Raw genomic sequence first — 18,634 nt, forward strand, 5'->3', positions numbered from 1 at the left:
CGTTTCTGAATCTCATTTCTGACAAGGACCAGCCGATGGCCCCGATCTTCAAATACGCCGCCATGAGCCGCCGCGCGGCCCTGTCCGCCGCAGCCCTGGCCTCGATGGCCGTGCTGGCGGGCTGCTCGGCCGGCGGCGCTGGCGGCGAGGTCGAAGGCGACATGGCCAAGGGCGCCCCCGAAGGCGCCAAGGTCACGGTCGTGGAGTACGCCTCGGTCACCTGCGGCCACTGCGCGGTGTGGAATGAAGAGGTCTGGCCCGAGTTCAAGACGAAGTACGTCGACAACAACAAGGTCCGCTTCGTCTTCCGCGAATTCCCGACCCCGCCCCAGGACATCGCCGTCGCCGGCTTCCTGATCGCCCGCTGCGCCGGTCCGGACAAGTATTTCGACGTCGTCAGCGACATCATGGCCAGCCAGAAGGAATGGCAGGCGGGCGTCGCGCCGCGCACCACCCTGTTCCGCGCCGGCCAGGCGGCGGGCCTCAGCGAGCAGCAGATCAACGACTGCATCCGCGACAAGGCCGCCATCGAGGCCATGGAGAAGCGCATCCAGGCCGGCATCAGCGCCGGCGTGACCGGCACGCCCTACTTCACCGTCAACGGCGTGAAGGTGGCGGACAGCTCCCTGTCCGGCCTGTCGGAAGTCATCGACGCCGAGCTGGCGAAGTAAGTCGATGCTGCGGTCGCGCCTGACGTTCAAAGCCCTGTTAGGCGCAGCCGCCCTGGCGGCGGTCGCCGTCGCCAGCCCCTCGGCGGCGCTCGATCCTGCCGTGACGCGCGCCTCTGCGACGGCGGCCGTGCCCGCCGTCACGGCGGCGGACCGTGTGCTGGGCCGGGCCGATGCGCCGGTGACGGTGATCGAATACGCCTCCTTCACCTGCAGCCATTGCGCCCATTGGACCAACGACGTCCTGCCGCAGTTCAAGGCCCGCTATATCGACACCGGCAAGGTGCGGCTGGTGTTCCGCGACATGCCGACGCCTCCGGCCCAGATCGCGGCGACGGCGGCGGGCATCGCGCGCTGCGCCGCCCCGAACCGCTTCTTCGACGTGGCCCACAGCCTGATGAGCGGTCAGGCCGCCGCCTTTGAAAAAGGCGACGCCCGCGACTGGTTCGCCGCCGCCATCGCCGCCAGCGGCCGCACTCAGGAGCAGATCGAGACCTGCATGAAGAACCCCGCGACCAGCCAGGCCCTGCAGGCCGAGGTCGACGGGGCCGTGGCGGCGGGCGTAACGGGCACGCCGTCCTTCTTCGTCAACGGCAGGCGGGTCAGCGACCATTCGCTGGAAGCCCTGTCGGCGGCCATCGACCCGCTGATCCGGGCGCGCTGATCGAGACGCGATGCAGTTCCAGCGCCTCCGGCTCGTCGGCTTCAAATCTTTCGTCGACCCGGCCGAGGTGCAGATCGAGGCCGGGCTGACCGGCATTGTCGGGCCGAACGGCTGCGGCAAGTCGAACGTGCTGGAAAGCCTGCGCTGGGTCATGGGCGCCAACTCGGCCAAGGCCATGCGCGGTCAGGGCATGGAGGACGTGATCTTCGCCGGCGCTGCGGGCCGTCCGCCGCGCAACCACGCCGAAGTCCAGCTGACCATCGACAACGCCCAGAAGCGCGCGCCCCAGCCCTTCACCGACAGCCCCATGCTGGAGGTCTCGCGCCGGATCGAGCGCGGGCGCGGCTCGACCTATCGCATCAACGGCAAGGAGGTGCGGGCGCGAGACGTGCAACTGCTGTTCGCCGACGCCTCGACCGGCGCCAACAGCCCGGCCCTGGTGCGTCAGGGCCAGATCAGCGAACTGATCGCCGCCAAGCCCCAGAACCGCCGCCGCATCCTTGAAGAAGCCGGGGGCGTGGCGGGCCTGCACACCCGCCGCCATGAGGCGGAGCTGCGTCTGAGGGCGGCGGAGACCAACCTCGACCGGCTGGACGACATCGGCAAGGAGCTGGAGTCGACGCTGAACCGGCTGAAGCGCGAGGCGCGTCAGGCGGAGAAGTACAAGAAGATCTCGGCCGAGATCCGCGCGCTTCAGGCTGCGCTGCTCTATGTCCGCTGGACCGACGCCAAGACGGCGGCCGAGACGGCGGCGGCCGAACTGCGCGAGGCCGACCGGCTGGTCGCCGAGACGACCACGGCGGCGGCGGCGGCCCAGACGGCGGCCCTGAACGCTCAGGAGGGGCTGAAACCTGCGCGCGAGGAAGACGCGGTCGCCACCGCCCTGCTGAACCGGGCCATCATCGAGCGCGACCGGCTGGACATGGCCGAACAGGCCGCCCGCGCCGAGGTCGACCGCCTGAAAGCCGAGGTCGCCCGCATAGAGGCCGACCGCGCGCGCGAGGACGGCATGGCCGCCGACGCCGGGCGCGAACTGGAACGGCTGGACCGCGAGCTTGAGAAGCTGAAAGCCGAGATCGCCGCCGCCCCCGAACGCGGCCCCGAACTGGAACGCGCTCTGCTGGAGGCCGAAGACGCGCGCAAGGCCGCCGACGCCGAGGTCGAACGGCTGGCCGGGACGCTGGCCGCCGTCGAGGCCCGCGCCAACGCCGAAAGCGCTCGGAAGCGCGACGCCGAGGCCCGGCTGGCGCGCGTGAAGGGCCAGCACGAACAGGCCCGCCGCGAACGCGAGGCGCTCGGCCCGCTAGAGACGCCCGAGATCGAAACGGCCAGGGCGGCGCTGGAGACGGCGCAAACCGACCTCGCCGCCGCGCGCGAGGCCGTCGAGGCCGCCGAGGCGAAGCGCAGCGACATCGCCCGCGCCGAGCACGAGGCCCGCACCGCCGCCCGCGCCGCCGAGGACCGGCTGGGCCGCCTGCAGACCGAGGCGCGCGGGCTGGCGCAACTGCTGGTCACGGGCAAGCGGGAGCATCCCCCGGCGCTGGATCAGGTGTCGGCGGCCAAGGGCTATGAGGCCGCGCTGGCGGCGGCGCTGGGCGATGATTTGGACGCCGCGCTGGACGCCCGCGCCCCGGCGCACTGGGCGGGCGCCGACGCGGCGCCGCCGGACTGGCCGCAGGGCGTCGCGCCCCTGTCCGCCCATGTGACGGCGCCGGATCAGCTGGCGGCGCGTCTGGCTTTCTGCGGCGTCGCCGCGCGCGAGCGGATCGCCGAACTGGCCCCCGCCCTGCCGCGCGGCGCGCGCCTGACGACGGTGGAGGGCGACCTCTATCGCTGGGACGGCTTCGTCAGCCGGGCCGAGGCGCCCCGCCCCGCCGCCGTGCGTCTGGCCCAGCGCACCCGCCTGTCAGAACTGGAAGCCGAGATCGACCTCGGCAAGCCCGCGCTGGAGACGGCGCAAGGCGCGCTGAAGGCGGCGGGCGAAGCCTTCCGCGCCGCCGAGGAAGCAGTGAAGGCCGCGCGCCTGCGCCCCTTCACCCTGGACAAACAGGTGGTCTCCGCCCGCGACCGGCTGGAATCCCTGATGCGCGATCAGGCCCGCAAGGAGGCCCGCGCCCAGTCGCTGGACGAGACCGTCGCCCGACTGGACGGCGAAGTGCAGGAGGCCGAGGCCGCCTTCGCCGAGGCCAGTTCGGTGGAATCGTCCTCTGACGTCGTGGTCCGCCTGCGGCAGGAGCTGACCGAGGCGCGCGGCGGGGCCGAACGCGCCCGGCTGGCGGCGCAGGCCGCGCGCTCGACCAGCGATGAGGAGGCCCGCGATCGCGCCATGCGCGAGCAAAGGCTGGGCAGTCTGACCCGCGCCCGCGAGGGCTGGGTCACGCGATCCGGCGACAGCGCCGCGCGCCTCAAGACGCTGGAGCGCGACGCCGAGAAGGCGCAACTCGCCCTGACCAAGGCCGAGGCCGCGCCCGCCGGTTTCGCCGAGCAGCGCAACGCCCTGATGGACTCTCTGGCCGAGGCCGAGAAGCGCAAGCAGGCGGCGACCGACGCCGTCGCCGTCGCCGAGGCGGGCGCGCAGGAGGCAGACCGCGCCGCGCGCGCCGCCGAAACCGCCGCCTCTCAGGCCCGCGAGAGCCGGGCCGGCCTGTCCGCCCGCGCCGAGGCCGCCGCCGAGAAGCTGGCCGAAAGCGCCTCCAACATCCGCGAAACGGCGCAGATGTCGCCCGAGGAACTGGGCAGGAAGCTGACCGACGACGCCATCGCCCGCCCGCCCGACGCGGCAGGCGCCGAGAGCCTGCTTTACGGCCTTGAACGCGAGCGCGAGGCGCTGGGCGCCGTCAACCTGCGCGCCGAGGAAGAGGCGGCCGAATACGGCGACCGGCTCAGCGCCATGAAGACCGAGCGCATCGACCTGACGCAGGCGATCGCCAAACTGCGCGACGGCATCGACGAACTGAACGCCGAGGGGCGCGAGCGGCTGATCGCCGCCTTCGACGTCATCAACACCAACTTCAAGACCCTGTTCGAGGCCCTGTTCGGCGGCGGTCAGGCCGAGTTGAAGCTGGTCGAGAGCGACGATCCGCTGGAGGCGGGTCTGGAGATCTACGCCTGTCCGCCCGGCAAGCGGCTGTCGGTGATGAGCCTGATGTCGGGCGGCGAGCAGGCTCTGACGGCGGCGGCGCTGATCTTCGGCGTCTTCCTGGCCAATCCGGCGCCGGTCTGCGTGCTGGACGAGGTGGACGCTCCGCTGGACGACGCCAATGTCGACCGCTTCTGCCGGATGCTGCACGAGATGCGCAGCCGCACCGACACCCGCTTCATCGTCATCACCCACAACCCGGTGACCATGAGCCGGATGGACCGCCTCTACGGCGTCACCATGCCCGAACGCGGCATGAGCCAGCTGGTCAGCGTCGACCTGCAACAGGCCGAAGAGATCGTCACGGCCTGACCTGGAGGCGCAGGGTCGAGACGGATGGAAAAAACAGAGTCCAATTCGTCTGAATCGTCTGAAATCGGCCCGGTCGTCTCCTTGTCAGCCCGCGCCGTCGTCGGCGCGCTGAGGAGTATGCGGGATGACTAGAAGACGGCCGGTCGATCCCGTCCAGTCGAGACAAAGGCTTAGGAATTCAAAGCCTCGACCAGCGTCATTGCGATGGCTGACGAGAGGCGCGGTTCAGCGTTTCCTGCGCCGCATGGCCTCTCGCACATCCGCCAACGCCGGGCCGATCAGGAACCAGGGCTCGATGCAGTAGCGGGTGAACAGCCGCTTGGGATCGGCGAACAGGCGGAACAGCCATTCGACGCCCAGCCGTCCCATCCAGCGCGGGGCGGCCTTCTGAACCCCGGCCTCATAGTCGAAGGCGGCGCCGACTGGCAGGATCGGAACCGGCGGCAAGGAGGCCAGATTATCCGCGATCCACAGCTCCTGGCGCGGCATGCCCATGCCGACGAACAGCACGTGCGGGGCGAAGTCCTTGATCGCCGCCAGAACCGCCGTATTGCCCAACGACCCCGGCGTGGCGTCGAAATAGCCGCTGAGCCCCTTCACCATCGCGCCCGGATAGCGGGTCGTCAGTCGCCGCGCCGCCTCTTCGGCCACGCCGTCCTCGCCGCCGACATAGAGGACGCGCCAGCCCTTGCGGTCGGCCAGACTCCAGAAATGATCGCGCCAGTCCAGATAGGTGCAGCGGTGCTGCGGACGCGCCGGATGGCCCAGAAGGCGGGCGAAATGGATCAGCGGCGTCGAGTCCAGTTCGATGAGGTCGGCCGCGTCGTACAGGCGCCGCATCCCCGGCGTGCGCCGGATCAGATAGAGGCTGTGCAGATTGTGGTTGGCGACGACGCTCTGGACGCCCGCCTCCACGCTGCGTTCGACGTGCAGCAGCACCTCTTCAGGACGCACCAGGTCGACCGGCTCGCCCAGCAGGGTGATGCGTTCTTCCGGACGGCGCGTCTGACGAAACGGCGCACGAACCCGTCGCCGCCGATCAGGCGGAGGGCCGGAAGGATCGAAACCGGAAGGCGCGTGGTACATGACGTCTGTCTAGCGCAGCCGTTTCAACGGCGGGTATGCGGACAGGGTTAACCGCCGCCGCTCGTTCGGTCATGTAAAAGGATGTCATCTTGCCCCTCGCCCTGCTGTTGACCGCCGCCCTCGCCGCCGCGTCCGCCCAGGAGACGCCCGTGATGGAGTTGGCCCTGACCGGCGTGGGCCGGTTCGCGGTCTTCGCGGATCGGGCCTCGATCACGCCCGACGGCGACGGCGTGCGGATGCGGTCCCTGCAGGTCAGCGAAGAAGACATGATGATCGGCGGCGTCGCCTATGTCGGGGGCTGGTCCTGGTGGCGGTTCGACTGCGCCGCGCGCACGGCTGACCGTCTCGACTTCGCCTCCCTGCGCGCCGACGGGACGGAAGGACCGCGCACCGCCGAAACCGCCCCGCCCTACGCCATCGCCCCCGGCGGCGACGCGGACGAACTGGCCGCCGTCGCCTGCGGCTCAGTTCGGCCCGAGACCTTCGCCTCCAGCGCGGCGGAGGCCGTGCTCATCGGCCGGGCGCGAATGACGGAAGACTGACCCTCTGCATTGACCTTCTGACAGCAAAACGCCCGCCCTTCGACCGAAGAGCGGGCGCTTCATGTCTTGGTCGCTGAGTAGAATTACTTACGCGACGCGCGGGCCGGCTTACGACCGCCTTGGCCCAGACCCATCTGCTTGGCCAGTTCCGAACGCGCCTTGGCATAGTTCGGGGCGACCATGGGATAGTCTTTCGGCAGACCCCACTTGGCGCGGTATTCCTCGGGGCTCATGTTGTATTTGGTGCGCAGGTGACGCTTCAGCGACTTGAACTTGCGGCCGTCTTCCAGGCAGATCAGGAAGTCAGGCGTGATCGACTTGCGAACCGGGACCGCCGGTTCCTGGGGCTCGGGCTCGGGCTCGACCGGAGCCACCGAAACGCCCGACAGAGCGGCGTGGATCTGAGCGATCAGACCCGGCACGGCGTCCGCCGAAACGGTGTTGTTGCTGACATAGGCCGACACGATGTCAGCGGTCATCTCGAGCAGTTCGGGTTTTTCTTCCATCTGCATCAGCCTCTTGCATGCCCCATTTTCAATCGACTGATCTGAATCGACCTGCCGTCGATCAGTTTCATACTTATGTTTCACATTGAAAGCAATGCAACGCGCGTTGCTCGCTTATGAAGCGAAATCAACGCCTGAATTCAGCTCGCACAGGAATGGCGATTTCAACGACCGAAGTTATCCGCCAAGGCGAGAGCCGCCGCACGCTCTGGCGCCGAGTATTCGTCGACCACCTGGTCTTCCCCGTCACGGATCGCACGCAACAAGGCCGGCGTCAGGGCCGATGACAGCGACCAGTTCCAGTAACGCAGCACTGTCTGAGCGCGATCGACCGCCAGCATTTCATAGGTCAGTTGAACACGATCCCAGTCGGGATGCGCCGCGCCGTCGGCGGTCGTCTCAGGCCGCCGCATGGATCGCCACAAGGCCCGAAGATTTGGCCGCGTCAGCCCTGTCGCCTTACACAGTATAGCCACGGGTTCTCCGCCAGGATCGCTCATGATCTTGGCGGCGGTCAGCGGTTTGACGCCTGACAGATAGCCGATCTCGCTGACCAGTTCGCGCGACAGGCCCTGCGCCGCGGCCGCCGCCACGGCGGCTTCAAGATCAGCAAAGGGGCTCTTCTCAATCGCGGCGCGGTTTCTCTGGCGCCGTTCGATGAACTGAAGGGCCTTGCGCGCCACGGGATCATCCCAGCCCTCGGCCGCCGCCATGGCGAAGACGTCCTCGACGCTGGTCTGCATCACTTCGCGCGAGACGGCGAACCGTTGCAGGATGACGCGTCGCTCGTCCGGTCCGCACCACCAGAACATGACATAGGCGCCGGAGGGTCTTAACTCGTGTCGCTTCAGCAAGGCCGCGCAAAGGTCGCGCGACGAGCGGCTGAGGGCGATCACGCCCTCAAGGCTGGTCTGGGTCAGACGGGCGGAGGCGTTGGCCAGTACGGCGGCGATCACCGCCTCCTCGCCCCAGCTCAGAAGGGTGTCCGTCACGGCCTCGGACAGGTCGCGCCGCGTCGCCATCATCAGTCGATGCTGGATCGTGGCGTCTCGCGCGCAGCCGATCAGGTCCGCATCCGACAAGGCGGCGCAGTCTTCCAGCAAGGGCGCCGCCACCTGAGGCTCGTCACGAATGAGCAGGCGCTTCAGCGCATCCGGCAACTCGCCCAAGGAGGCCAGGCGCAGGGACACGCGACGACGTTCCTCCAGCGGCGCCGGGCGCAGGACATCGACCAGCAAGTCGCCGGCCACCGCCCGTTCGAACGCATTGATCCGGCTGGCCGGCAGGCTGACGACATCGGCCAGCCGGCGCAGCAGCACCTGCCGCGCCGTACGGCCGCGCGGCGCGTGCGTCTCTTCCAAACTGGCCTGGATCTCGCCCATGCCCGCAGCCTAGACGCCAGCGGTTAACCAGCAGTGCAGTTGCGGGGCCCGGACGCGCCGTTACAACCCTTCGAACAGGGCCGTCGACAGATAGCGTTCGGCGAAGCTGGGGATGATGGCCACGATGGTCCGGCCCGCATACTCATCCTGGGCCCCAAGGCGGAAGGCCGCCGTCAGGGCCGCGCCCGAGCTGATGCCGACCGGAATGCCTTCCTCGCGCGCGGCGCGGCGGGCCATGTCGAAGGCGTCCTCGTTCGTGACCTGCTCGACGCCGTCGATGACCGCGCGGTCGACCACCGCGGGGATGAAGCCCGCGCCGATGCCCTGAATCTTGTGCGGGCCGGGGGCGCCGCCCGACAGCACGGGCGAGGCCGTCGGCTCGACCGCGATCATCTTCACCGAGGGCTTCTTCGCCTTCAGCGCATGGCCGACGCCGGTGATGGTGCCGCCGGTGCCGACGCCGGACACCACCACGTCCACGGCGCCCGCCGTGTCGTTCCAGATCTCCTCGGCCGTCGTGGCTTCATGGATGGCGGGGTTGGCCAGGTTCTCGAACTGGGCCGGGCTGACCGAGCCGGGGATTTCCGCCAGCAGTTCCTCGGCGCGGGCGATGGCGCCCTTCATGCCCTTTTCGGCGGGCGTCAGTTCCAGCCGCGCGCCCAGCAGGGCCAACATCTTGCGCCGCTCGATCGACATGCTCTCGGGCATGACCAGGATCAGCTTGTAGCCCTTGGACGCCGCCACGAAGGCCAGGGCGATGCCGGTGTTGCCGCTGGTCGGCTCGATCAGGGTGGCGCCCGGCTTGACCTTGCCCAGCTGCTCCAGCGCCTCGACCATGGCCACGCCGATGCGGTCCTTGACCGAGGCGATCGGGTTGAAGAACTCCAGCTTGGCCAGAACCGTAGCCTTGGGCTGCAGCGCCGCCGTCAGATTGGGCAGCCGCACCAGGGGGGTGTCGCCGATGGTGTCGACGATGCTGTCATAGACCCGACCCCGGCCCGCCTTCTTGTGGCGGCTGGCGTCATAGGCGGCTTGAGAAGCGTCGGACATGGGAAGGTCTCCGTGCGGCGATGTCGGCTCAACAGATAGGCCTTATACGCCGCGAGCAAAGCAGGCCCGCGCAGGAATTCTGACGCAGGCTTTAGATGATCTCATCGCACCAGGGCGCGACGGGCGGGATCGAAGGGCAGAACTTCGCGGATCGAGATCAGGGTCTTGAAGGCGCGGACGCGCGCGTCGTCGTTCAGCATCTCGCGGGTGAAGACCTCATAGGCCTCCATCGTCGGCACGACGACATAGAGGATCAGGTCGGTGTCGCCCGTCACATACCAGGCGGCCTGGACCTCCGGTCGGGCGGTCAGCTTGTCGATCAGGGCATCCAGAACGGCGGTGCCCTCGCGCTCCATCTCGACCAGGACGTGCATGGTCAGGGCGCGACCCAGTCGGGCGGGATCGACCACGGAGACGTCGGCGATGATGACGCCCTCGTCGCGCAGCCGCCGCAGCCGCCGCGACACGCCGATTCGGACAGGCCGACCTTTTCCGCCAACACGCCGCGGGCTGAAGATTGTCGCGCCGGACTAGGGCCAGCAGTCGGCGATCGAAGGAATCGAGATCGATGTTTTCTTGCATTTGATACAAACATACGCCTGTTTCTTGCGTCGCGGCAGGTGAAATCAGCGAGAAACACAGACGGGTTTTGGCTAGGTTCCGCGCCATGTCCTCCCTGACGCTCGCCCTTCGCACGCCGCGCATCGCGGCCATCCTGCCCTATCTCGCCCTGATCGGCGGGATGGTGTCGCTTCGGCCGGCACCTCCTTCGCCAAGACGCTGTACCCCATGGTCGGACCGGCCGGGACGGCGGCCCTGCGCGTGGACTGTCGGCCCTGTTCCTTCTGCTGGTCTTCCGCCCCTGGCGCAGCGCCTTCACGCGCAGCGACCTGCGCGCTCTGGCCGTCTACGGCGGCGTCATGGGCTGATGAACCTTAGCTTCTACATGGCGCTGAACACCATTCCGCTGGGCGTGGCGCTGGCGATCGAGTTCATGGGACCGTTGTCGGTCGCCCTGTTCAACTCGCGCCGCCTGATCCATTTCGTCTGGGTCGGACTGGCGATCCTGGGCCTGGGCCTGCTGTTGCCGCTGGACGGCAGCGTGGCGACGCTGGACCCGGTCGGCTGCGCCTATGCGGCGGCGGCGGCGGTGTTCTGGGCGGGCTACATCGTCTTCGGCAAGCGCGTCAGCCACCTGCCCAGCGGCGCGACGGTCGCCATCGGCATGTCCGTGGCGGCCATGACGGTGGTGCCGTTCGGCATCGCCGGCGCGGGCCTGGCCCTGTTCGACCCGAGGATCCTGGTCCTGGGCCTGGTGGTCGCCCTGGTGTCCAGCGCCCTGCCCTATACGCTGGACATGATCGCCCTGCGCCACATTCCCAAGCGCACCTTCGGCGTGGCGGTCAGCGGCGATCCGGCCATCGGCGCCCTGGCCGGGCTGTTCGTCCTGGGGAGCACCTCAGCACCCTGCAATGGCTGGCCATCGCCGCCATCATCACCGCTTCGGTCGGCGCGGTGCTGACCTCGCCTTCCGATGAGGCTCAGCCGCTGCAAGATCCGGCCGCCCCCGCCTGACGACAGACGCGCGCCCATGAAGTTCCTGCTGTCCCGGCTGCAACGGCCGGTCCCCAACCTGATCCCTGCCTGGTGTTCGGCGCCGTGCTTGCCCTGTTGATGCGGGGCGCGGTGAAGCTGCTGTTCTAAACTCTAGAACTCCGTCCATTCCTCAACCGCCGGGCCGTTGACCACGGCGCGCAGGCGAGCGCGTTGCGCCTCCAGCGCCGGGGGCGGACCGCCGCGCTTCGCCAGCCCCGCGCACCACGCCGTCGTCGGCGCCCGTGCGGAAGCGACCGACCAGTTCGGCCAGATGCTCGGCCTCGGTCTTCAGATTGGCCGCCGCCGCCGTCGTCTGCTCGACCATGGCGGCGTTCTGCTGGGTGACCTGATCCATCTGGTTCACCGCCTGATTGACCTGGCCCAGGCCCGAGGCCTGTTCTTGAGCCGAGGCGGCGATCGCGGCGACCAGGGCGTCCATCTCATCGACCTGTTCCGCGATCGTCTCCAGGGCGCGGCCGGTCTCGGCGACCAGTTCCACGCCCTGCGCCACCTCGGCGCCCGAAGCGGCGATCAGGGTCTTGATCTCCTTGGCGGCCTCGGCCGAACGCTGGGCCAGGGCGCGCACCTCGGAGGCGACCACGGCGAAGCCGCGCCCGCTGTCGCCCGCCCGCGCCGCCTCGACCCCGGCGTTCAGGGCCAGAAGATTGGTCTGGAAGGCGATCGCGTCGATCACGCCGACGATGTCGCTGATCTCAGCCGAGCGGCGGCTGATGCCGTCCATGGCGGCGACCGCCCGGCGCACGACCTCGCCCGAGCGATCCGCCTCGGCGTGGGCCTGAGAGGCGACGGACGCCGCCTGACGAGCGCCCTCGGCGCTGCGCTGAACGGTGGCGGTGATCTGATCCAGCGCCGCCGCCGTCTCTTCCAGACTGGCCGCCTGCTGTTCGGTGCGGCGCGACAGGTCGTCCGACGCCCGGCTGATTTCGTCCGAACCGCCGCGCAGCGTCGTCACCGCCGCCAGCACCTGCTCCAACGCCGTCCTGAGACTGGCCACAGCACCGTTGAAATCCGTCTTCACGGCCTGATGGGCGCCTTCCATCTCCTGTTCGATGGCGGCGCGCAGATCGCCGTCCGACAGACGCGAAAGCTGTTCCGCCAGGGCGCCGACCAGTTCCGCCTGCGCCGCCTCGACCGCGAGACGATCCCGCTCGGCGCGCCGCGAGGCCTGTTCGGTCTCAGTGATGTCGACGGCCAGCTTGACCACCTTCAGCGGCCGCCCCGCGTCGTCCAGCACAGGGTTGTAGGAGGCCTCAAGCCAGACCTCGCGCCCGCCCTTGGCCATGCGCCGGAACTTGCGGGCGACGAAGCGGCCCTCGTTCAGCTCGCGCCAGAAGGCGGCATAGTCCGGCGTCGCCGCCTCGGCCGGGTCCATGAACATCCGGTGATGCTGGCCCCGGATCTCGTCCAAGCCATAGCCCATAGTCTGCAGCAGATTGTCGTTGGCGTCCCGGATCATGCCGTCCAGGTCGAACTCGATCACCGCCTGGGATCGTTCGATCGCCGCCATGCGGCGGTCCAGCTCCTCAAGCCGCAGCTGGTCCGCAGCCTGTTTCACGCGACGACTTCCACTGAACATCCGAACCGCTCCCCTTCAGAACAACGGTGATGACCCAGACCCGCCTGCGGATAGTAGCGACACCAATGGTTTCATAATCATTATAAAACACGCATAGGTTGATATTCCGGCCGCATTTCATCGCCCGTTAACCATGATGGGGCATGAGCGTGTGGATCGGCTGCGCCTCTTGCGGCCAAGGGGCCCTCTTTGCGCAATCTCGTCGCCGCCGTCGAAGCGATCGACCCGCTGGTCGTCACCGGCAAGGTGGCGGGCGTCAGCGGCCTGTTGATCGAGTCGCGCGGCGGACTGTCCCGCCTCGCCGTCGGCGCGCGCGCCGAGATCGAGCGGCGCGGCCAGCCCCCTCTGCCCGCCGAGGTGGTCGGCTTTCGCGAGGCCAAGGCCCTGCTGATGCCCTTCGGCCCGGTCGAGGGCGTGGCGCCGGGCGCCGACATCCGCATCATCGACGCCGCCGCCAGCGTGCGCCCGACAACGGCGTGGTTGGGCCGCATCATCGATTCCTTCGGCGAGGCGATCGACGGCCTGGGGCCGTTGACGCCGGGCCTCGTCCCCTACCCCCTGCGCGCGGCCGCCGCCGCCCGCCCATTCGCGCGGCCGGGTGGGCGAGCGGCTGGATCTGGGCGTGCGGGCGATGGACGTCTTCACCACCACCAGCCGGGGCCAGCGTCTGGGCATCTTCGCCGGTTCGGGCGTGGGCAAGTCGGTGCTGCTGTCCATGCTGGCGCGTCAGGCCACCTGCGACGTGGTCGTCGTCGGCCTGATCGGCGAACGGGGCCGCGAGGTCCGTGAGTTCATCGAGGAGACCCTCGGCGAAGAAGGCCTGAAACGCGCCGTCGTCGTGGTCGCCACTAGCGACGAACCGGCGCTGAAGCGGCGTCAGGCGGCATACATGACCATGGCCGTGGCCGAGTTCTTCCGCGATCAGGGGCTGGAGGTGCTGTGCCTGATGGACAGCGTCACCCGCTTCGCCATGGCCCAGCGCGAGATCGGCCTGGCGGCGGGCGAACCGCCGACGACCAAGGGCTATACCCCCACCGTCTTCACCGAACTGCCCAAGCTGCTGGAGCGCGCCGGGCCGGGGCCGATCCGGCCGGACGGGACCGAGGCGGGACCGATCACCGCCCTGTTCACCGTGCTGGTGGACGGGGGCGACCATGACGAGCCGATCGCCGACGCCGTGCGCGGCATTCTGGACGGCCACATCGTCATGGACCGCAAGATCGCCGAACGCGGCCGCTTCCCCGCCATCGACGTGCTGAAGTCGGTCAGCCGCACCATGCCCGGCAACCAGTCCCCGCCCGAGCGCGAACTGAACCGCCGCGCGCGCCAGTGCCTGAGCGCCTATTCCAACATGGAAGAGCTGATCCGCATCGGGGCCTATCGCACCGGGGCCGACCCCATCGTCGACCGCGCCATCGCCCTGAATCCGGCCCTGGAAGGTTTCTTGACCCAGGACAAGGACGACGTGACGCGCCTGAACGAAAGTTTCGACAGACTTGAAACCATCCTGAACCAGGGCATGGTGGACCAATGATCACGGGAGACGACGCATGACGACCTGGGCCCAATCCCTGATCCGCATCTCCAACTATGAGGTCGAGACGCTGCAGAAGCGTCTGGCCGAGATCAGCGCCCGCAGGGCCGAGGCCGAGATGCGCGTCGCCGTGCTGGACGCCGAGGCCGAGGTCGAGCGTGAGAACGCGCGGCACGATCCGTCCTCCGGGATGATGCTGCAGGCCTATCTCAACGGCTGGAAGCAGCGCCGCGCCGACGCCGAGGCCGAGGTCGCCGCCGTCGCCGCCGAAGAGGAAGGCGCCCGTGACGCCCTGACCGGCGCCTTCGAGGAGCTGAAGAAGTTCGAGCACGTCGCCGAAACCACCCGGCTGAACAAGCTGACGGCCGCCGCCAAGCGCGAGGCCGCCGCCTATGACGAAATGGGCCTGCGTCGCCGCGCCGAGGGCTAGACGTGATCGACCGTCGCGCCCTGCTGGCCTCGACCCTCGCGCTCGCCTCCTGCGGCGCGGGCGAGGCGCCCGCCACGCCGCCGACCGGCCCTGTTCGGCCGCTGAAAGCCGTCGCCCCCTTCCCGGTCGGCACCGTCGCCATGTCGGGCCAGCTGTCGGATCAGGACTGGTTCCGGCTGGTCTCCACCCACTTCTCCCAGCTCACGCCCGAGTGGGAGATGAAGATGGAGTACATCCTCCAGAAGGACGGCTCCCTGCGCTTCGACGCGCCGGACCGCATCGCCTATTTCGCGCGCGATCTGGACATCCGCCTCTTCGGCCACGCCCTGATCTGGTACGCGCAGGACCACCCGTGGTTCACCGCCCTTGTCGACGACCGCCCGCGCTTCATCGCCGAGCATGACCGCTATATCGCCGAGGTGGCCGGGCGCTGGCGCAGTCAGATCGTCGGCTGGGACGTGGTCAACGAACCGGTCGAGGATGATGGAAGCGGCTATCGCGACTGCGTCTGGAGCCGGGGCCTGGGCGGCGTGGACGCCTATATCATCCGCGCCTTCGAACAGGCGCGCATCGCCGCGCCTGAGGCGACCCTGTTCCTGAACGACTACAACCTGGAGAACACGCCCAAGAAGGGCGCGGCCTTCCTGCGTCTGGTCGAGCGGCTGCTGAAGGCGGGCGCCCCGGTTCAGGGCATCGGCATCCAGTCCCACCTCGATATCGAAATCCCCAAGGGCCAGATCACCGCCTTCATGAATGAGGCCCGCCAGTTCGGTCTGCCCATCCATGTCTCCGAACTGGATGCGTCGCTGAAGCGCGGCGGCCGGATGCCGGACCTGCGTTCCCGCGCCCAGCGCCGCGAGCAGCAGACGGCGCGCGTGGCGGAACTGGCCGAGGCCTTCATGAACCTGCCCCCCGCACAACGCTTCGCCTTCACCGTCTGGGGCGTGCGCGACAGCGATTCCTGGCTGCGTCGCGGCGAGAACGACGACGGCCGGGACAGCCCCCTGCTGTTCAATGACGAGGGGCAGCCGAACCCGCTGTTCGGCGTCCTGTCCGGCGCGTTCGACGCCTGACGACGAAGGAAAAGGGGTGCGGAACGCAAGTCCCGCACCCCCTATATGTCTCGACCGAAGAACGGTCCCCCCTCGAAGAGAAGGCGACGCCTACAGGCTGATCGGGTTGATCACCCGGACCGGCTGGCCCGCTTCCAGGCCCAGTTCGGCATAGGTCCAGCTGACCGTCACGCCCTCGGGCGCGAGGGCGCGGCACACGTCGGGCGTACGACGCACCAACTTCAGCTCAGCCGGATCAGAGTCCTTGATCTGCACTTCGAAACTGGACGCCTCGGTGCAGCCGTTGGACCCGACCACGACGTTCAGGCGCTGGCCGTCGAAGTCGACGCGGCGCACCGCCTCCACGACTTCCGTCTTGGCCATATTGGGCTCCGTGACGACCGAAACCTTCTCGCCGCCCCCATTGGAATAGATGACGCAACCGCCCAGCAAGGGCAGCAGGGCGCCGACGGCCAGCAGAGCGCCGCGCATCAGGCGCCTTCCGCCGGCGGCGTGTGTATGACGCGCGTGGTCGGCTTCTCAGTGGCGATGATGATGCAGCCCGACAGAGCCGGCGCGGCGACAGCCGCCAAGGCCAGGGCGATGATGATGCGGCGCATGAGACGCGTCCCTTTTTTTAACTTGGCCGCACCCTGCCAGCGCCGGGTCGCAGGGTCATGTGAATAATCGGCAAGGATCGCCGCCCGTCACGCGGCTGTCGCCGTCTCCTCCAGGTCGATCCAGGCCGCGCCGTGGTGCAGGGCGTCGGCTTCGGGTTGGGGGCGGCCGAGCAGGTAGCCCTGCACCTCATTGCAACCCTGGGCGCGCAGGAAGGCCAACTGCTCGGCGGTCTCGACGCCTTCGGCCAGGACCGGGATCGACAGGCTTTCGCCGATGGTCAGAACGGCGCGGATGATGGCCCGCGACTGCGGCGCCTCGCCGTCCAGTTCGGTCATGAAGGAGCGGTCCAGCTTGATCTTGTCGAAGGGGAAGGCCTTCAGCGTCGACAGCGAGGAATAGCCCGTGCCGAAGTCGTCCATGGCGATGGTCACGCCCAGCGCCTTCAGCTGACGCAGCACATGGGTGGTGCGCGCCATGTCGGTGATCATGGCCGTCTCGGTGATCTCCAGCTCCAGGCGCGACGGCGCAAGGCCGGTCTCCAGCAGGATCTGATGCACCAGACGAGGCAGATCGACGTGGCTCAACTGCACCGGCGACAGGTTGACCGCGATGCGATGCGGCTCCTCCCAGGCGGCGGCCTGGCGGCAGGCCTGACGCAGCACCCACTCGCCGATCGGCAGGATCAGGCCGTTCTCCTCGGCCACGGGGATGAAGTCGGCCGGCGAGATGTAGCGGCCTTCATCGTTCTTCCAGCGCAGCAGGACTTCATAGCCGGTGGCCTTGCCGGTCTCGACCGAGGCCTGGACCTGATAGTGCAGTTCGAACCGCTCGTTCTCGAGCGCCTCGCGCAGGGCCTGGGTCACGCGGCGACGGGCGCGGACCGCCTGGTCCATGTCCGCCTCATAGAAGCAGACGTCCTGGGTCAGCGACGCCTTGGCCCGGTACATGGCCAGGTCGGCGTTGTTGATCAGGGTGGACACGTCCTGGGCGTCTTCCGGCCACAGCGAGACGCCGATGCTGGCGCCGCACGACACGTCGGCATGGTCGAGCGTCACGGTCTGGATCACGGCCTGGCGCAGGCGCTCGGCCACCGCGCGGGCTTCGTCGCGGGTCGCGACCGAGGCCAGGGCCAGGAACTCGTCGCCGCCCTGGCGCGCGATGAACTCCCCCTCGCGCAGGGCGCCCTTCATGCGTTCGGCGATGATGCACAAAAGCTGGTCGCCGACCGCGTGCCCGTACAGGTCGTTGACCTCCTTGAACCGATCCAGGTCCAGGGCGAACAGAGCCAGGCTCTCGCCCTCGGCCGCCGTCTGCTTCTGGCGCGTCAGCCGCTCCAGGAAGGAGGCTCGGTTGGGCAGGCCGGTCAGGCTGTCGTTGCGGGCCAGGTGGGCGATGCGACGTTCCTGGGCCATGCGGGCGCGCAGGTCGCGCACGGCGTAGATCATGGTGCGGCCGCGCGCCGTCAGGTCGCGACGGGCCGACAGTTCGACGGGAATCTCCTGACCGCCGGCCATCAGAATGGTCTGGGTCACAGCGCCGTCGTCGAGACGGTGGGCGTCCTGCACCCAATCCCCCAGATCGGCGCCGATCAGGCTGTCACGGTCGGTTCCGGCCAACTCGGCCAGGACTTCGTTGACGGCCACGATGACGCCGTCGCGCTCGATCGCCATGCCGTCGACGCCGGTCTCGAGCAGGTACTGCAGCCGCTCGCGGTTCAGCGCCAGGGCTTCCCGATCCAGGGCGTGGCTGGCGGCGCCGGCGCCCAGCACCAGCAGACCGACGCCGGCGACGCCCAGCGCCAGCACATGGCGCGCGTCCTCGCCCGTCAGCATGCCGTCCAGCGGTCCCAGCGGAATGACGGTCATCGCCGCCATGGCCGTGAAGTGCAGGCAGACGATGCCCAGCACCATGGCCGCCCCGCCCTTCAGCCGCGCGAAGCGTTCTTCGGTCGAGGCCAGGCGGAAGGCCAGGGCGCCGAACGCCACCGAACCGATAATGGAGACCGCCAGATAGACGGCCGACCAATGCACCACGCCCTCGACCGACAGGGCGGCCATGCCGACGAAGTGCATCCCGGCCACAGCCATGCCGAACAGGGCGCCGCCCGCCTCGACGGCGAAACGGCGGCGCATGGAGGCCGTCGCCAGGGCCAGGCCGACGCCCAGGATCGCCACCGCCAGGGAGACGCCCGTCAGCATCGGCTCATAGGCCGTCTCGACGCCCGGTCGATAGGCGATCATGGCCACGAAATGGGTGCACCAGATGGTCGCCCCGCCCGCGACGGCGCCCAGGAACAGCCACGACACACGCGACAATCCCCCGTTTTCGCGAACGCGCCGCAACAGTCCTGTTGTGATGAAGCTGCCCAGCAGGCAGATCAAGGCAGCCAGGGCGACGAGCCCCAGATGGTGCTCGTCAGTCAGACAGGTCAGGACACGCATGGAAGACGCCGTAG

Annotated in this window: 15 protein-coding genes and 2 pseudogenes; 8 read left to right on the forward strand and 9 right to left on the reverse strand. The window is 68.9% G+C overall.

The window, feature by feature from the left end:
• Window positions 1-35 precede the first annotated feature (35 nt).
• Genes FGL25_RS11710 through smc form a run of 3 tightly spaced genes read left to right on the forward strand, consistent with a single transcriptional unit; the run spans window position 36 to window position 4,783 of the window.
• The gene (locus FGL25_RS11710; RefSeq protein ID WP_003163571.1) at window positions 36-671 is read left to right on the forward strand and encodes a thioredoxin domain-containing protein; all 636 of its coding nucleotides are present in this window, start codon (window positions 36-38) and stop codon (window positions 669-671) included.
• Between the two features lie 4 nt (window positions 672-675).
• A complete protein-coding gene (locus tag FGL25_RS11715; RefSeq protein ID WP_138141761.1) occupies window positions 676-1,332 on the forward strand; it encodes a DsbA family protein in 657 nt (218 codons plus the stop codon).
• Between the two features lie 10 nt (window positions 1,333-1,342).
• The gene (gene smc / locus FGL25_RS11720; RefSeq protein ID WP_138141762.1) at window positions 1,343-4,783 is read left to right on the forward strand and encodes a chromosome segregation protein SMC; all 3,441 of its coding nucleotides are present in this window, start codon (window positions 1,343-1,345) and stop codon (window positions 4,781-4,783) included.
• A gap of 225 nt (window positions 4,784-5,008) precedes the next feature.
• On the opposite strand, the gene FGL25_RS11725 is transcribed toward smc, so the two are convergent.
• Window positions 5,009-5,869: a WecB/TagA/CpsF family glycosyltransferase gene (locus tag FGL25_RS11725; protein WP_003163575.1), complete on the reverse strand. Its 861-nt coding sequence runs from the start codon at window positions 5,867-5,869 to the stop codon at window positions 5,009-5,011.
• Window positions 5,870-5,958: 89 nt separating this feature from the next.
• On the opposite strand from FGL25_RS11725, the gene FGL25_RS11730 reads away from it, so the two are divergent.
• Window positions 5,959-6,411 (forward strand): surface-adhesin E family protein, encoded by a 453-nt coding sequence (locus tag FGL25_RS11730; protein ID WP_003163576.1) that lies wholly within the window; start codon window positions 5,959-5,961, stop codon window positions 6,409-6,411.
• A gap of 83 nt (window positions 6,412-6,494) precedes the next feature.
• Here the strand turns inward: FGL25_RS11730 and FGL25_RS11735 are convergent, their stop codons facing one another.
• The 4 genes from FGL25_RS11735 to FGL25_RS11750 all read right to left on the reverse strand — a co-directional run bounded on the left by FGL25_RS11735 (window position 6,495) and on the right by FGL25_RS11750 (window position 9,816).
• Window positions 6,495-6,917 (reverse strand): MucR family transcriptional regulator, encoded by a 423-nt coding sequence (locus tag FGL25_RS11735; RefSeq protein WP_040344688.1) that lies wholly within the window; start codon window positions 6,915-6,917, stop codon window positions 6,495-6,497.
• A gap of 164 nt (window positions 6,918-7,081) precedes the next feature.
• Complete coding sequence (locus FGL25_RS11740) at window positions 7,082-8,299, reverse strand: DUF2336 domain-containing protein (protein ID WP_138141763.1); 1,218 nt, start codon at window positions 8,297-8,299, stop codon at window positions 7,082-7,084.
• 60 nt (window positions 8,300-8,359) lie between these two features.
• A complete protein-coding gene (cysK, locus tag FGL25_RS11745; protein WP_138141764.1) occupies window positions 8,360-9,349 on the reverse strand; it encodes a cysteine synthase A in 990 nt (329 codons plus the stop codon).
• Between the two features lie 101 nt (window positions 9,350-9,450).
• On the reverse strand, window positions 9,451-9,816 hold the full coding sequence (locus FGL25_RS11750; protein WP_252970147.1) for an Lrp/AsnC family transcriptional regulator: 366 nt from the start codon (window positions 9,814-9,816) through the stop codon (window positions 9,451-9,453).
• A gap of 200 nt (window positions 9,817-10,016) precedes the next feature.
• On the opposite strand from FGL25_RS11750, the pseudogene FGL25_RS11755 reads away from it, so the two are divergent.
• Window positions 10,017-10,924 (forward strand): annotated as a pseudogene (locus tag FGL25_RS11755) (EamA family transporter).
• A 151-nt stretch (window positions 10,925-11,075) separates the two neighbouring features.
• Here FGL25_RS11755 and FGL25_RS11760 read toward each other — a convergent pair.
• A complete protein-coding gene (locus tag FGL25_RS11760; RefSeq protein WP_252970148.1) occupies window positions 11,076-12,521 on the reverse strand; it encodes a methyl-accepting chemotaxis protein in 1,446 nt (481 codons plus the stop codon).
• A gap of 210 nt (window positions 12,522-12,731) precedes the next feature.
• Here FGL25_RS11760 and fliI point away from each other — a divergent pair.
• From fliI to FGL25_RS11775, 3 genes and pseudogenes are all read left to right on the forward strand, one after another.
• Window positions 12,732-14,076 (forward strand): annotated as a pseudogene (fliI, locus tag FGL25_RS11765) (flagellar protein export ATPase FliI).
• A 16-nt stretch (window positions 14,077-14,092) separates the two neighbouring features.
• Window positions 14,093-14,506 (forward strand): flagellar FliJ family protein, encoded by a 414-nt coding sequence (locus FGL25_RS11770; protein ID WP_046651652.1) that lies wholly within the window; start codon window positions 14,093-14,095, stop codon window positions 14,504-14,506.
• 2 nt (window positions 14,507-14,508) lie between these two features.
• Window positions 14,509-15,579 carry an endo-1,4-beta-xylanase gene (locus FGL25_RS11775; protein ID WP_138141765.1) on the forward strand — a complete coding sequence of 357 codons (1,071 nt, stop codon included), beginning with the start codon at window positions 14,509-14,511 and terminating at the stop codon, window positions 15,577-15,579.
• Window positions 15,580-15,669: 90 nt separating this feature from the next.
• On the opposite strand, the gene FGL25_RS11780 is transcribed toward FGL25_RS11775, so the two are convergent.
• The 3 genes from FGL25_RS11780 to FGL25_RS11785 form a co-directional block, all read right to left on the reverse strand.
• Window positions 15,670-16,050: a hypothetical protein gene (locus FGL25_RS11780; protein ID WP_138141766.1), complete on the reverse strand. Its 381-nt coding sequence runs from the start codon at window positions 16,048-16,050 to the stop codon at window positions 15,670-15,672.
• Window positions 16,050-16,178 carry a hypothetical protein gene (locus FGL25_RS17810; protein WP_003163590.1) on the reverse strand — a complete coding sequence of 43 codons (129 nt, stop codon included), beginning with the start codon at window positions 16,176-16,178 and terminating at the stop codon, window positions 16,050-16,052. The genes FGL25_RS11780 and FGL25_RS17810 overlap by 1 nt, the downstream gene beginning before the upstream one ends.
• Window positions 16,179-16,265: 87 nt before the next feature.
• Entirely contained in the window at window positions 16,266-18,620 is a 2,355-nt protein-coding gene (locus FGL25_RS11785) for a bifunctional diguanylate cyclase/phosphodiesterase (protein ID WP_138141767.1), read from the reverse strand.
• Window positions 18,621-18,634: the final 14 nt, after the last annotated feature.

This window comes from Brevundimonas vancanneytii (assembly GCF_901421975.1).
GTDB lineage: Bacteria > Pseudomonadota > Alphaproteobacteria > Caulobacterales > Caulobacteraceae > Brevundimonas > Brevundimonas diminuta.